Raw genomic sequence first — 14,915 nt, 5'->3', positions numbered from 1 at the left:
CGTCACCCTTTCTCATTAACATAAGAGAATAGTAACGTACTTTCAACTTCAAGAATAGTCTGAATCCTTAAGTTGATGGATGTGGGGTACCCCCACATACCCATCAACTTAAGAAAAATAAAGGCCCAAAAAAAGAAAAAATGAGCCGAACTCTTATGAATAACTGTGAAAAGGTAAAATTTTTTTATGGGAGGTTTCTGAAAATCTTAGCTTGATGGGCATGGCGTCCTACCCCTAAAGAGTGCCAATAAAAATAGCTGATCCCCTAATACACTGGAAATCAACTATTTCTATCTTTTTTATTAACTTTAAATTTATTTAAATAAACCTTTTTAAATATTCGCCAAATATTTTATTCATAACTTTGGGAGTGTTTTCTAAATAAACATTAATTTGTTCAATGTTCGATTCAAATTTATCAGAGTTACTTTCATCTGTTGGAAAATCAGATATTCCTTTTATAATAACGCACTCAACATCATTCTTCTTACAGATATAAGCAATTGCACCCGCTTCTGTATCGGCTATTATTATTTCGTTTTCTTTAAGTTCTAAATAGTCCTTCCACATAACTACTGCTTTATCAGCGGTGCCAATTGTTCCGGTATAAAAGTCATTTCCATATTTTTATAGATCAATATCGACTATAAAGGATTGTTTAATAAAAGGCTCAATTTCTTTTACTGTGCAATCATATTGAACGGCTTTATCGGGTACAAAAATATCCAAATTACTGAACTTATCATCTATTCCTGCACATGTTCCAACAACGATTACTTTAGTTAAATTAAATTTAGAAATCATATACTGATTACCACCAACACCATTTACTTTTCTTACACCGGTACTATAAAAAACAAGTTCAGTATCATTAATTGTTCTCGTGAAATACTCGCCATAAGGATAACCGAAACGTTCGTTATCTTTTATGCAAAAGTATTCCAATGTCGCTTCATATTCCCACTTCGTTGCTATACTTATTCCTATCATCGACTTATCACCCTACAAATTCTATTCTAAATTAAGCTCAATACTTTCCATAGCTTATTCTCCTCCTTAGATAAATTATCCTGCTTCCGAAAGGCAAATAGAACAGATTAAAGAATATTGGCGGTACGCCATTAAGAAGTAAAATTTTCGTTTAGGGGGTACTTCAAAACCTTAACTTGATGGCGATGGGCTACCGCCAGCATTTCGGAAAAAAACCACGCTAAGCAAAAAATAAAATAAGCTGTCCATATGGACAGCTTATTTTATTTTTTCTCACTAATTTTAAGCCGTTTTGCATTTGTGAAAAATGTGCTCCCAATTATGAATATAACGGAAGAGATATACATTGTTATCCCTGAATATTCATTATCAAATATTGTAGTATTAAGTAAATTAATAAACATCATCAATATAAGTGATATGTACAATCCATTAATATATTTCACTTATGCTCCTCCCTTACTTTTTCTACACTCTACCCTTTTCCGTACCCCTTTTTAATATTTATATTTCTACTTTTTTTCTTTTCTCTTTCATCTCTTTTTTTTCAATTAATTATACCATTCAGAAGAAACTATGTATTGTGCCTTTTTGACTGTATAGACTATACATGTTCAATTAACATAGCGTCCTATTATCGGGATTCAATGTATTTTAAAAGTCCTCCAGATTGTTTAGCTGAGGGACTTTCGTGTTCACATAATTATCGTTATCAGAAGCAATTTTTTATTATGCTATTTATTCTCTTCTGAAATCGTATGTATCTTCGGGAACATTTAATGTATGTCCATTAATGATTACTGTATCATTGTCTTGCCAAACAATTTTTGCTGTATTCTCTCGGTAATTCCAATACACATTCTTTGTCTTAAAATATTTGCGGTGATTAAATACTAACTCCCCTCTAACAGCAAAACTTGTTGTCGCTCCGCCATTTGTTACGTAAGCTTTAAATGTATATATTCCGTCAGGAGATTGTTTTTCAGCAATCTTTTCACCTGTCGGTAATCGATCCATACTGAAAAACGCCCAATACACTCCGTATACGAACAAACCAACTATACAAAATAATATAATTAACACTTTTCGTTTGATTTTCTTAATTTCTTTCTCTGCAAAATTCATGTATTAGCTCCTATTAATGACTTTTATTGCAAACCCCTCCCCAGAATAGAGAGGGATCTTCATTATGCAGAAACGCAAAAGTCTTGTACTTTATTAACGAATGTCTCCGCATTGCTGATATAGAAATAGTAGTTTCCTTTCTTCGTATGAAGCATAACTGTATCCATTCCACGATCAACAGCACCTATAAGTGTGCCATTAGATGGTGCATAGTCTGTTGGAATAGAGACGCCTGTAATATCCTCTTTCTTGAAAACAACCTTGGAGAGCAATGGTGAGAGTATAATTTCGTCATTTGTGAATTTGTATTTCATATATACTTCCTCCTTTTCCTTATTTTATCATTTATAAGAAGCCATTTGTTACGAAAATTGGATGTATATGGTATACATGTAAGGTTAACATAACGTCCCATTATAGCTAGCAAAAAAAGACTAATCTCTACTTTCACAAGGAATCCACCTTTTTCTTTTTCTATGGCTCTATCCATTTTTTATACATTCCTATCCTGGCGCAGGTTTTAAGATTCTCATTTATTACTGGATTAGCCGAAAAACTGTATAATATCTTGCATGCTCTTAACGTGGGGGTTTTCCAAAATGCTTGCGTTACCCCTTTAACAAAAATATACAGGCAAACATAAGTATTCTAGTGAACAAGCTAATCATTCCGAATACCCTACACTGATAAAAAGCATTTTCATTTAAAATTCACGGCCAACTTATGAGTTGAAAAACACATTACATTATGTTGTTTGGTTTTTAGATATGATAATTCCAAATTTATTTTGATAAAAAAACGCCCTTACATGTAATTCTGTAAGAGCGTCTTTATACTTACTTATTTTCAAATCTCATTTTTTCGTAGTAATTTTCCATCTCGAAGCGTCAATATACGGTCACATACATCAAGCATTTTTTCATCGTGTGTAATCATAATTGCTGCTTTTTTATTTTTCTTTACTTCATGCTTCATCATTTCAACAACTTCTCTAGCACGTTTTGAGTCTAAACTAGCAGTAGGCTCATCGGCTAAAATTAAATCTGGATCATTCATAAAAGCACGAGCAATGGCTACACGTTGTTTTTCACCACCAGAAAGTTGTCTAGGATAATGGTTAATTCGATGTGTTAATCCAAATGTTTTTAGTAATTCAGTTGCATATTCGTTTGCTTCAGTTTTATTTTCTCCTTTTAATTTTGCAATATATAGAAGCTGTTCTTTAACTGTTAAGAATGGCACAAGGTTTGCAAACTGAAATATAAATCCGATTCGTTTCAAACGAACATCCGTCATTTCTTTTTCCGATAAACTAGTTATATCTTGACCAGATACATAAATATTACCTTTAGAAGGAGATAAAAGTGCTCCGGCAATGGAAAGTAATGTACTTTTACCTGATCCAGATGGCCCAACAATACCAATGAATTCCCCTTCCTTTACATCTAGTGTGATGGGATGTAAAGCTGTCACTTCCGTATCGCCTTCCCCATACACTTTACTGACTTTATCTAGTTTTAATAATGATGCTGGTGTCTCCCACTTTAAATCTGTCACCATTACATCCCACCTCCGATAGCTTCTAATGCATCTACTTTCAACACTTGATATAGAGAAATCAATGTCCCTAACACGCTAATTACGATAAAGATAATAGAATACTGCACCATCATTGTCGTTGTTAGTAAGAACGGCATACTTTCAGGGAACACAGTTTGTACCGCGAGTGTTAAACCAATACCTACTATTAATGCAACAACAGTTAAGAATACAGCTTGTACTACTAAACTATTAGCTAAATAAGAGTTTTTCGTCCCGATCGCTTTTAATACACCTAATTGTTGCGTTTTTTGTAAAGTAATAACATAGAAGAATACACCAATTAACAACGCTGTAATCACAAGTAAAAATGCAATAATCATTGTTAAAGTTCCTTGCTCTTCTTTATATCCAGGTATACTTTGTAATACTTCTTTTTTATCAACCACTTTTGCATTATTAATTTCTTTATCAGTATTTAAAGCAATAACGTTGTACTCTTTTTGATGTGGAAGTGCAATGCTTTCCCATACTTTCTCATTCATATAGGCAACTGGGGCATGACTAAACATTTCATTTTCTGTAAATCCAACTACTTTAAATGCCTTTTTGGATATAGGATCTACAATTTTATCATTTAATGCTAGCCCTTTATTTTTCGCTGATTGATCAATAATAATTTCATTGTCTGCTAAGTCACTTGATTTTCCTTCAATAACCTTTGGAGTAATAAATGAATCTTGTTTATTTGTAAAGATGGCAATGTCAACCTTCTTCGAACTTCCCTCTTTCTCAAATGTAGACATTGCAATATGCATTGGAACCGCTTCTTTTTCACTAACTTGTGCTAATACATTATCTACATCTTCTTTCTTGATTTGAGACCGTAGTAATTTCCCTTCGGCATCTTCAGATACTACAAATTTCTCTGCTTTCATTTCAAGAATGGAAGAAGCATTCGCATTGGATAATCCATTCGCTAACCCTGATATGATAAGTACAAGAAATGATAATAAAATCATGATTGTACCAATTAATCCGTACCTTAATTTCGACTGTTTTAATTCTTTAAGAGCTAAAAACATTCCTTATTTCCTCCTTATTTTGTGCTTTGACTATACACTTATCATAAATAAGGAATATGAACAGATTATGAATGGAATATTACAAAAGACAATTTTAAATCGAAACTTCAACTTTTATAAGTACAAAGCCTTAATTATATATACGAAAAGAGACTTGTTCTAAAGAAATATTTTAGTTATTAATCAGCTAACTCCATTCCTTCTCTATTTTTTGGAAGATAAATAGTGAAGGTTGTACCAATCCCTATCTCGCTCTCCACTGTTATTGCACCCTCATGAAGTTCAATGATTTCTTTTACAATGGATAACCCTAACCCGCTACCTTTAATATTTCTATTTCTAGCTGAATCTACTTTATAAAATCGATCAAAGATTCTTTTTATCTCTTCCTCAGGAATGCCACATCCTCCATCAGTAATAGCAATACGCCACTCTAACTCATTTTCTTCAGCTTCAAACGAAATACTTTCCCCGCTTTCTGTAAATTTGATACTGTTAGTAAATACATTCGTCCACACTTGATGAAGTAGATTTTTATCCCCATAAATTTCGATATGAGGAATATCCGTTTCAATTGCAAGATCTTTTTCTTGCCATTCCCACTCAAACATAAATATAATACTTCTTATTTGTTTTCCTAGATTGAAAAATTCTTTACGTAAAGTTAGTTCTTCTTGATCAAGTGATGCTAGTGTTAATAGTTGTTTACACATTTTAGACATACGTTTACTTTCTGATTCAATGATACTCAAGTAACGATGTTTTTCTAATTCAGTTAAATCCTCTGTTTTTACTGTTTTAGAAAACCCTTGAATAGATGACAGTGGTGATTGAAATTCATGTGAAACATTCGAAACGAATTCTTGACGCATTTGTTCTGAGTTTTGCAACCTTTTTGCCATCTTACGAAAGTTCTTTGCAAGCACTCCAATTTCATCTTTTCGGTATTCTGGTAATACTAAATCATATTTTCCACTCGCAATTTCTTGTGTCGCTTGTGTAAATTTTTGAATTGGACGAACAACAAAACGAGTAGCTATCGCTATACAGGTTAAGCTAATTAATACAATTAGCCCTAACAATACCGCGTAAAAAATTCGCAACTCTCCAAATTGCTGCTGAATATCCGGGCGAATAAATAGAGCAAATTGCTGTCCATTGGTATGAATAGGGATTCCAATACTGTTTGCTACTGTATTATCAAAAAAGCCAGTGGAAAACAATCGATTAGGATAGTTCTCAATCCCGTTATATACATTACCATTTAGTACATTATCAATGGCCTCGTCACTAATATTAATTTTTTTAAAGCCCTCTCCATATCGTTTTCCTTGTTTCTTTTCATCTACCATATAGATTGCAAAACCAAGATTGGAAATAGATTGTAGATATGTCTCTTTATTTAGTTCACTGTCTTCCTCATATAAATGTTCTATATATAGGGCGTAATTTAGAATTTTTTCACTGTTATATGGTTTTAAATACACATGGTAAAATATATTTGTAAGTAGAAATGCCACTATACTACTAACCACCATAATAACGGCTGATATAATGACAAATCTCCCATACAATGATTTCATTTTATTTCAACTCCTCTTTGGTGAATTTTTTATTCAGTAAATACTTCTGATTTATTCTTACTACATATGGAAAACATCTTTCCTATTGTGAGTAGTAAATTAGAATAATTTTTACTCTCTAACAATTATGATGAAAAGTATCACAGGGAATTGTAGCTATATAGAAGGTATAATGGCACCAAAAAAATTCATTGTATAAACAATGAATTTCTCCTTGCACTATTTTTACAATAACTAATAATTATGAACGAAAGATGAACATACAATTACAAATTCTTTTAATGTAATAAAACTATTGAGTACATTTATTAAATTCTTTTTAATAGTAACGATCTAGTAATATAATTACACATCAAGCTAATACATTTTCCATACAAAAAAAGCCTATTTCCTTTTTCTGAAGGATAATCGGCTTTTTACTGTTATATTATACAGGGAGTTTTTATTAATTACTCTATAAAACAATCCGCTTCTCAGTTTCTGAATCGAAATAATGAACTTTGTCCATGTTTAAACCGAGTTCTATATTTGATTGACTTTGTACATCTATAGAAGTGTCCACACGTGCAACAAAGGATTGGCCATTCATATTAGAATAAAGATATGTTTCTGCCCCCATTAATTCTGCTACATCAATGGATACCGTTACTTTTGCGTTATATGGTAAAGATGCGATTGCTTTTCCATAATAAAAATCTTCTGGGCGTATCCCTATTATGATTTCTTTATTCGTATAGCCCTTGTTTCGCAAACTCTTCATCTTCTCTTCTGGCACTTCAATTTTCCACTTATCAATCATAACTGCATTTTCTGTTAATACTCCTTTGAAAAAATTCATTCCAGGAGAGCCAATAAATCCTCCGACAAATACATTCTCTGGATTTTCGTACACTTCTTTTGGTGTACCGACTTGTTGTACAATGCCATCCTTTAGTACAACAAGGCGAGTTGCCATCGTCATGGCTTCTATTTGATCATGTGTAACATACACAGTAGTTGTTTGCAACTTTTGGTGTAACTTTGTAATTTCAGCACGCATTTGAACACGTAGCTTCGCATCTAAGTTTGATAAAGGCTCGTCCATTAAGAATACTTTTGCATTTCGAACAATCGCTCGGCCTAAGGCAACACGCTGACGCTGTCCACCTGAAAGTGCTTTTGGCTTCCGATTTAAATATTCCTCCAGCCCAAGAACTTTTGCTGCATGTTGCACACGTTGGTCAATTTCTTCTTTACTATATTTTCGTAGTTTTAATCCAAATGCCATGTTTTCATAAACACTCATATGCGGATAAAGCGCATAGTTTTGAAATACCATTGCAATATCTCTATCTTTCGGTGTAATATCATTTACACGCTTTCCATCAATATAAAAGTCACCCTCTGAAATCTCCTCAAGTCCTGCAATCATGCGTAATGTTGTAGATTTCCCACAACCTGAAGGGCCAACCAAAACGATAAATTCTCCATCATTTACTTCTAGGTTAAAATCTTTTACGATTGTCACATCATGATCATATTTTTTGTAAATGTTTTTGAATGATAGTTGAGCCATAATATCCTCCTAGAATTTGAGCTATTTTTATAGATGTTGTTAAAAATACTCATGACATGTATTATAAAATTTTCGAAATATCCTTCATACTGTTTAAAATATAATCCGCTTTCCCTTCTAAATCTTCCTTCCGGCTCGCACCCGATAAGACGCCCACTACTTTAATATTACTATTTCTCGCAAATGTTACGTCTGTTAATGTGTCACCTACCATAAGTACGTCTTCTTCAGTTAGTGAAAATTGTTCTTTAAACATATGATAAAAGTCACTTTCAGGTTTTGTTCTATTCACACCATCATCTGCACCTAAAAAATCTACATAATCATATAACTCTGTCATTTTCAAAGAATGTATAGCTGCATCAACATCGTCTGCCGTTACAACCCCAATAATATATTCATTGTCTTTTAAATATCGTAACGTTTCCTTTGCACCTTCCACTTCTGTAAATACTAAGTCATCTGCAGTAGAGTATTTTTTGAATAAAAGACATACATCATGAATAAACTTCTCTTCATTCACATGTTGATTTTCTAACAACGAAAACCAAGCAGCCGCAATAAAGTAATTTGTGCGACAAGCTAGTAAACTCGTACTCTCAAAATCGTTATCATTCATACCAATAATCGTTAAGTAGTCATCTCGTTTACTCTTTTCATTTGGATACATTTGAAATATATCATCTAACACACGATGCACAATTTTGTACCAAACTGAATCTAATTGTATTAATGTTCCATCTTTGTCAAAAATAATTGCTTTATTCACCTTTTATTCCCCCTAAAACTTCATTCCATGTTTTCATATTTTTATACTGAACTTTATTATGAATAGGATTAATAAACGCTACTAATTCATCCTCTTCCCATCCCTCAACTCTAGCATATGCCCCTTCATTTAAAGAGAATGCAAAGGTTACGTCGCTACCATATTCTTTTTCAATCATTTGTCCATTTATAAGTAGTCTCCATTCACACGGTTTATCTGTACGAATGTTGTACATAATATTTCCTTTAGCCTCATCACCGACATAAATCGTTTCACCTTCGTTTTGAATATCTATCGCTAGTTTTCTAAATCGAGAGAAATAAATTTTCCCATTTTTGATCGCCTCTTTTAAGTTTTTAATAGATAAACCGTTACATAATACAAATGTTCCTGGATCACCGTAAATAGATGGGTCTTTTGATCCTGGGAATGTTTTAGACGGATGTAAATGAGAATCACTTCCTCCTATCCCCCAGATTTTAAGACCATTTGACCACATTTGATCGAAACAACGCAAAGCTTCTAAAGTAGACGACTTACTCTTTTTATACGTTGGATCACACATAATTTCCATCGTATGAACATTTTCTAAATTAATATTCACTTGGTTCGCCCAAGGCTTCATAAATGGATGGTTCACACTCATTAAATAGCCTCTTTCTTTCATGAATGAAAATAGTGCATTCATTTTTTCGGCGCTATACGATTCGTCTACATACTCTGTAAAATCCACGTATTCCTTCATACCGAATATGTTGTAATGACCGTAAGGAGTTGTAAGTTCCATAGATGGTATAATTAATGTGTTTCCTTTTTCATAAGATGGCATAACAATATTGTGCTCCGTCGCATATAAAAAATCTAATTCTTGTTTTTCACATACTTTCATTCCAAGTTCATCATCTATCTCACCGTCTGTTAAATCCGTATGTTCATGAAAATCCCCTTTGTACCAGCGATGTTCTTCATTTACTACCTTATTAAAACGATCTTCATCGATAAAAACATTTCCCTTGCAAAAATGCTCTCTATTATACTTTCGTTCCAACTGATCATTCACTACTATATTTACTGTATAGTCAACTTTTTCTCCGGTAAACTTTACTACTTTCTTTGCACAATGTGGTATATACACGACTTCTAATTCCCAATTACCTGACTGTATTTCTCCTCCAATACAACCAGCGGAACAAAACTTTGAATCTTTCGAAACAACTAGTTTTTCATTTACAATTGGAGTTTGATATTGTATACGTACATAACCGTTAGGATCTCTCAAGATTAGTAAAAGAGGAATTTTCCGGCTATCCCCTTGATCAATTGTTAATGTAAAGTTTGTAATATCAGTTTCATCCATTTGGAAACAATGTTTATTTTTTACGAATGGAGAAAGTGTTATCGTACTTTTCATTTCAGCCATAGTTCTCACACCTTTTTTATATTTTTATAAAAGAATGTTAGAGGCACTTCTTTCGTTCAAAAGCACCTCACGTTAGTCATACAAAACAGGTTTATTTCTTCTTTTTCAGAACTTTATCTAACTCTTCTTGTGCAACTTTAGCTGCTTCATCTAATGCTTTTTTTGCTGGAACTCCTTCAATCTCTACTTTATCTTTAGCTACATTTAAGGCATCATTAATTTTCCCGCCCGTTGGATCTACAAATGGTCCCACTCCGTAATTATTAGCTTGTTCTAACGGAACTAATGCTTGTGGTTGTTTTTTAACAAATTCAGCATATGGACCATACTCTGTTACATTGTTACGAACAGGGATATAGCCAGTTGCCATTGACCATTCAGCCGTTTTCTCGGTACTTGTCGCAAATTTCATAAAGTCATATGCACCTTTTGCTACTTCTGGGTCAATATTTCTCGTTAATGTGAATAAATATGTTTCTAATTTTGGTGCTGGTTTATGATTACCCCAAGCTGGTTGTGGTAATGCTTCAAATGTGTTTAAGCGTTCTTCTTCCGTCATTCCTTTACCTAATGATTTAAAAACAAATCCTTGGTCACCAGATGATCCTGTAAACCCTAGCGTTCTACCTTCTACTAAATCGATTACTGTTTTATCCCAATATTCCCATCCAGTACCACCTGAATGTATTTTCATAATTTTATCTTCATGAAGCCATGTACGGAATTTCTCCCATACCGTAACCCAAGTATCATCGTTAATTAATACTTTTTTACCATCTTCACTTAATACGCTGCCGCCAGCGCTGCGGACCGCATCAATTAAGTTTGACGTCCCCCACATTGGCATCCAGCCAGCATACGTAACATTTCCATTCTCACCACGTTTTGCGACTGTTTTTGCTACCTTTTCAACACCTTCCCACGTCTTTAAATCCTCTTTTGTAAATCCATTCTCCGCTAACGCTTTTTTATTGTAATAAAAGATTTGTGTTGTACCGTAAAACGGAATCCCATATAAATTCCCGTCAATCGTTGCTTGCTCCATAAAACCTTTTCCGTAATCTTCTTTTTTGAAATTATTATCATTTTTAACATATTCATCTATAGGCACAATTAACTGTTTTTTAACATACTCTTGAATGACGTCTGAACCTAGTAATGCAATTGCTTCTTGGTTATTCGCTGCAAATCCACTTTGTAGCTTTTGATAAGACTCATCGTAGTTGCCCGCCTTCGTCGTTTTCACTACATATTTGTCCTGACTTTTATTGTATTCTTCCACGATTTTGTCTACACGATCTGCAAGGGAACCACCTACTCCATTAATAAATGGAACAACAACCTTCTCGCCTTCTTTACTCGCTTTAACAGTACTTCCTTTTCCGCCTGAACAACCCGCAAGTGCACTAACAAACAATGTTAAAACTGTTAGAAGCATGAATATTTTTTTCATCCCACATATCTCCTTTACTATTTAATTACCCCTTTATTCCTGAATCTGTAACACCAGATAAGAACCATTTTTGTAGAATTAAAAATACGAGTAAGAGCGGCACCGTTGCGATTGTACTTGCAACCATAATGTGTGACCAATCTCGTCCTAAAGAACTATTAATGAAATAATCAGCAATTCCATTCGTGATTAACTTTTGCGTATTATCTTTCAAAATAAGAGCTGGCCAAATGTAATTATTATAATTACCAATAAATGTGACCAATCCTAGTGTTACAAATGATGATCGTGTCATTGGAAAAATAATCTTCCAAAGAATACGCCAGTCACTTGCTCCATCAATTTTGGCTGCTTCTACTATTTCAAAACCAACTTTATGGAATGATTGTTTTAAATAGAAAATACCGAATACGCTAACAGCCATAGAAATCATGTATCCAAAATGTGAATTAAGTAGACCAAACTTCCCTAACATTACATATACAGGAACATACGATACAGCTCCAGGGATCATATAGGTTGCCATCACAACACTAAACGTAATATTTTTACCTTTAAACTTGTAAAATGCCAACATATAAGCAAAAAGCGCTGACGAAACAAGTACATATATAGTAATAAGGAAAGAAGTATAGAAACTATTAAATAAATACGTGTTAAATGGAAGTATATCTAATACTTGACGATAATTTTCCCAATGAAATTCCTTAGGCCAAAAGCCTCCTTGTAATACTTCACTGGATGTTTTAAACGAACCAAGTACCATCCATATGAACGGAAAAATAAATAGGATACTTGATAACGCTAGAAAGAGATGCTTTACGATTAATGGACCTTTTTTCATATTATTCACCTTAATAATTCACCCACTTGTCACCTATTATTTTGTTTATAACAGATAGTAGAATTGTAATGATTAGGATGATAAATGCGATTGCTGTTGCAGATCCCATATCAAACTGTTCAAACCCTTGTTGGAAGAATAAATATAGTAACGTACGCGTCGAACCACTAGGTCCACCTTGCGTTAAAATTTTAATTTGGTCGTAAGCTTGCACCGCAGAAATTGTATTGACAACAACTAAGAAGAAAGTTGTTGATGAAACCATTGGTAGTGTTACATATCGAAATTTCTGCCACGAATTCGCTCCATCAATACTAGCTGCTTCATATAAACTATCCGGAACTTTTTCTAATGCACCGATATAAAAAATCATTGTCCATCCAACTAATTTCCAAACTGTCACAATAATGACTGCTAACATCGCTGTTTTACTACTTTGAAGCCAGTCCAAACCTGGTATCCCGAAAAAGTTTAGAACTTTATTAATAACTCCAAATTGAGGTTCATATAAGAGTGACCACACAATGGATACAGCTATCGTTGGCGTTACCCAAGGTGAAAAAATCATTAATTGGTACAATGCGGAACCTTTAAATTTTTTTCGGAAGAATAATGCGAATCCTAAACCTAATGCAATTGTCGGAATGACTGTTCCAATTCCGAAATAAAACGTATTTAACAATGCTTGCATAAAAGAATCTTGTGTAAACAAATTGAAATAGTTTTCTAATCCAACAAAGTTAAAATCATTCGTCATAAAATCCCAATCAGTAAAACTAATACCTAAACTAATGAAATTCGGAATAATCCAAAACAATATTAGAGGTATTCCAACTGGTATTAAAAAGAACACAGCTTTTGATAGTTTTATTTGCATTCTTGCCACCTCCTAATTCATATTGTACGAGTACATTATTAACACAATGTTGTTAATTTGTTAACTAATTGTAAAAACAACATATAAACAAAATAAAACAACACATAAACAAGAAGAAGACTATTTCTCAACTTACTAAGAAATAGTCTTCTTCTTGTTTTACTATACTGTTATTACTTCAACCCCATTACTTGTTAACACATTTTGCCACGCTTCATCAAGCTTAGCATTTGTATATAATGCATCTATATCACTAAAATTCCCGCTTTTATAAAACTTTGTTAAATTAAACTTTGACTCGTCAGCCATCATGACAACTTGCTTTGCATTGTTCTTTAACTGCTTATATATTTGTGCATCTTCAATATACGAACATGTCAGTTCTTTTTCTAGTGAAATTCCATCACACGAAGCAAATAATTTATTAACAGTGAAATGATCAAGATAGTTTAACGTCATTTCTCCAGACAGTGCTAATGAATTTGAATTCAATATTCCACCAATAACTATTAACCTACAATCAAAGGAATCATATTGTTCTTTAAGCTCAATAATTTTATTTACAGCTGGTATGGAGTTTGTTAAAATCGTCAAATTCTTTTTATCGTGTAAGTAATCTAAAATTTGCATTGTAGTTGTCCCAATTTCAATTGCGATAATATCATTATCTTCTACGAGTTTACTTGCTTCCATTGCAATTTTTCGTTTTTCTTCAATATTCTCAGATCGACGTTTATTAAAATGAAATTCTAGTGTTTGATCCTTTTTCTTAAGTGCACCACCATGTATTTTAGTAAGCGTCCCTTCCTTATGCATCATATCTAAATCTCTTCGTATCGTTTCCGTTGTAACATTTAATACTTTCGCTAAATCATTTACCATAACTCGGTTATACTTTTCTAACTCATCTAGTATATATTTTCTTCGTTCAAATTGTGTATACGATTTCATTTTATTAACACCTCTTCAAATTACGCAAAATATAGATTTTCTAAAAACTCTTATTATAAGAAAGGATTGATTATTACTTTTAACATAACATCATTTACAGAAAGAGGGAACGATTATCTTCATTTAAATTCAAATTTGCTTAACAATATAAACACGATTAAAATAAATAAAGATTTATTGTTAAACGATAAATATCATGTTAGATTAAATAGATAATATTTAAATGAGGTGCTTTATATGAAACAAGGATCAACACTCTTTTTAAAGACCGCTATTATTCTTATCGGAATCCCTGTTCTTGCTTTATGTATATTTTTAGTTCCTAAAATAGGGAATTATGCAGCGGAATTGTATCCCGATATTGCATCTATAAAATATCTTGTTTTAATCAATCTGTATGCAACGGTGATACCTTTTTATTTAGCTCTGTATCAAGCTTTTAAGCTTGTAAGCTTCATTGACAAAAATAACGCTTTCTCGAAATTATCTGTTAGAGCTTTAAAGAAGATCAAATACTGCGCAGTAACAATCAGTATTTTATATGTGGTAGGCATGCCACTCTTCTATATCGTGGCGGAGAGAGCTGACGCACCGAGTATTATTATACTTGGAATGCTCCTAATCTTTGCTTCAATGGTTATCGCAGTCTTTGCTGCTGTTCTCCAAAGACTTCTAAAAGATGCTATAGATATAAAATCAGAAAATGATTTAACGGTCTGAGGTG

General features: G+C 33.0%; 14 protein-coding genes and 1 pseudogene. 1 reads left to right on the top strand and 14 read right to left on the bottom strand.

Features of this window, described 5'->3' with window-relative positions; genetic code table 11:
• Positions 1-318 precede the first annotated feature (318 nt).
• The 14 genes and pseudogenes from MR109_RS30255 to MR109_RS20905 form a co-directional block, all read right to left on the bottom strand.
• Positions 319-990, bottom strand: a pseudogene (locus tag MR109_RS30255) (5'-methylthioadenosine/S-adenosylhomocysteine nucleosidase family protein).
• A gap of 263 nt (positions 991-1,253) precedes the next feature.
• On the bottom strand, positions 1,254-1,436 hold the full coding sequence (locus MR109_RS30250) for a hypothetical protein (RefSeq protein WP_002172467.1): 183 nt from the start codon (positions 1,434-1,436) through the stop codon (positions 1,254-1,256).
• A gap of 292 nt (positions 1,437-1,728) precedes the next feature.
• The gene (locus MR109_RS20960) at positions 1,729-2,115 is read right to left on the bottom strand and encodes a DUF5412 domain-containing protein (RefSeq protein ID WP_242273757.1); all 387 of its coding nucleotides are present in this window, start codon (positions 2,113-2,115) and stop codon (positions 1,729-1,731) included.
• A 62-nt stretch (positions 2,116-2,177) separates the two neighbouring features.
• Positions 2,178-2,429 (bottom strand): SunI/YnzG family protein, encoded by a 252-nt coding sequence (locus tag MR109_RS20955; RefSeq protein WP_242273755.1) that lies wholly within the window; start codon positions 2,427-2,429, stop codon positions 2,178-2,180.
• Between the two features lie 532 nt (positions 2,430-2,961).
• On the bottom strand, positions 2,962-3,675 hold the full coding sequence (locus MR109_RS20950; protein WP_071719208.1) for an ABC transporter ATP-binding protein: 714 nt from the start codon (positions 3,673-3,675) through the stop codon (positions 2,962-2,964).
• Positions 3,675-4,739: an ABC transporter permease gene (locus tag MR109_RS20945; RefSeq protein WP_071719207.1), complete on the bottom strand. Its 1,065-nt coding sequence runs from the start codon at positions 4,737-4,739 to the stop codon at positions 3,675-3,677. Before MR109_RS20945 ends, MR109_RS20950 begins: the two co-directional genes overlap by 1 nt.
• A 179-nt stretch (positions 4,740-4,918) precedes the next feature.
• Positions 4,919-6,322: a sensor histidine kinase gene (locus MR109_RS20940; RefSeq protein ID WP_242273753.1), complete on the bottom strand. Its 1,404-nt coding sequence runs from the start codon at positions 6,320-6,322 to the stop codon at positions 4,919-4,921.
• Between the two features lie 454 nt (positions 6,323-6,776).
• A complete protein-coding gene (locus tag MR109_RS20935) occupies positions 6,777-7,877 on the bottom strand; it encodes an ABC transporter ATP-binding protein (RefSeq protein ID WP_242273751.1) in 1,101 nt (366 codons plus the stop codon).
• A 61-nt stretch (positions 7,878-7,938) separates the two neighbouring features.
• Positions 7,939-8,646, bottom strand: a complete 708-nt coding sequence (locus MR109_RS20930; protein ID WP_071719205.1) for an HAD family hydrolase — start codon at positions 8,644-8,646, stop codon at positions 7,939-7,941.
• Positions 8,639-10,066, bottom strand: a complete 1,428-nt coding sequence (locus tag MR109_RS20925; RefSeq protein ID WP_071719204.1) for a CehA/McbA family metallohydrolase — start codon at positions 10,064-10,066, stop codon at positions 8,639-8,641. The genes MR109_RS20930 and MR109_RS20925 overlap by 8 nt, the downstream gene beginning before the upstream one ends.
• Before the next feature lie 91 nt (positions 10,067-10,157).
• Positions 10,158-11,519: an extracellular solute-binding protein gene (locus tag MR109_RS20920; protein ID WP_242273750.1), complete on the bottom strand. Its 1,362-nt coding sequence runs from the start codon at positions 11,517-11,519 to the stop codon at positions 10,158-10,160.
• A gap of 25 nt (positions 11,520-11,544) precedes the next feature.
• Entirely contained in the window at positions 11,545-12,363 is an 819-nt protein-coding gene (locus tag MR109_RS20915) for a carbohydrate ABC transporter permease (RefSeq protein ID WP_002172478.1), read from the bottom strand.
• A 10-nt stretch (positions 12,364-12,373) separates the two neighbouring features.
• The gene (locus MR109_RS20910; RefSeq protein WP_025147907.1) at positions 12,374-13,240 is read right to left on the bottom strand and encodes a carbohydrate ABC transporter permease; all 867 of its coding nucleotides are present in this window, start codon (positions 13,238-13,240) and stop codon (positions 12,374-12,376) included.
• Between the two features lie 162 nt (positions 13,241-13,402).
• The gene (locus tag MR109_RS20905) at positions 13,403-14,191 is read right to left on the bottom strand and encodes a DeoR/GlpR family DNA-binding transcription regulator (protein WP_242273749.1); all 789 of its coding nucleotides are present in this window, start codon (positions 14,189-14,191) and stop codon (positions 13,403-13,405) included.
• A 237-nt stretch (positions 14,192-14,428) separates the two neighbouring features.
• Here MR109_RS20905 and MR109_RS20900 point away from each other — a divergent pair, with 237 nt between their 5' ends.
• Positions 14,429-14,911 (top strand): DUF2975 domain-containing protein, encoded by a 483-nt coding sequence (locus MR109_RS20900; protein WP_242273748.1) that lies wholly within the window; start codon positions 14,429-14,431, stop codon positions 14,909-14,911.
• The last annotated feature ends 4 nt before the right edge of the window (positions 14,912-14,915 follow it).

It is taken from the genome of Bacillus cereus group sp. BfR-BA-01310, from assembly GCF_022664325.1.
GTDB classification, from domain to species: domain Bacteria; phylum Bacillota; class Bacilli; order Bacillales; family Bacillaceae_G; genus Bacillus_A; species Bacillus_A paramycoides.
This window is presented reverse-complemented; position numbering and strand designations above follow the sequence as displayed.

What these genes read in the sequence shown, in the direction of transcription:
- MR109_RS20960 (WP_242273757.1), bottom strand. Translation starts at nt 2,115, where the DNA reads ATGAATTTTGCAGAGAAAGAAATTAAGAAAATCAAACGAAAAGTGTTA.
- MR109_RS20955 (WP_242273755.1), bottom strand. Translation starts at nt 2,429, where the DNA reads ATGAAATACAAATTCACAAATGACGAAATTATACTCTCACCATTGCTC.
- MR109_RS20950 (WP_071719208.1), bottom strand. Translation starts at nt 3,675, where the DNA reads ATGGTGACAGATTTAAAGTGGGAGACACCAGCATCATTATTAAAACTA.
- MR109_RS20945 (WP_071719207.1), bottom strand. Translation starts at nt 4,739, where the DNA reads ATGTTTTTAGCTCTTAAAGAATTAAAACAGTCGAAATTAAGGTACGGA.
- MR109_RS20940 (WP_242273753.1), bottom strand. Translation starts at nt 6,322, where the DNA reads ATGAAATCATTGTATGGGAGATTTGTCATTATATCAGCCGTTATTATG.
- MR109_RS20935 (WP_242273751.1), bottom strand. Translation starts at nt 7,877, where the DNA reads ATGGCTCAACTATCATTCAAAAACATTTACAAAAAATATGATCATGAT.
- MR109_RS20925 (WP_071719204.1), bottom strand. Translation starts at nt 10,066, where the DNA reads ATGGCTGAAATGAAAAGTACGATAACACTTTCTCCATTCGTAAAAAAT.
- MR109_RS20920 (WP_242273750.1), bottom strand. Translation starts at nt 11,519, where the DNA reads ATGAAAAAAATATTCATGCTTCTAACAGTTTTAACATTGTTTGTTAGT.
- MR109_RS20915 (WP_002172478.1), bottom strand. Translation starts at nt 12,363, where the DNA reads ATGAAAAAAGGTCCATTAATCGTAAAGCATCTCTTTCTAGCGTTATCA.
- MR109_RS20910 (WP_025147907.1), bottom strand. Translation starts at nt 13,240, where the DNA reads ATGCAAATAAAACTATCAAAAGCTGTGTTCTTTTTAATACCAGTTGGA.
- MR109_RS20905 (WP_242273749.1), bottom strand. Translation starts at nt 14,191, where the DNA reads ATGAAATCGTATACACAATTTGAACGAAGAAAATATATACTAGATGAG.
- MR109_RS20900 (WP_242273748.1), top strand. Translation starts at nt 14,429, where the DNA reads ATGAAACAAGGATCAACACTCTTTTTAAAGACCGCTATTATTCTTATC.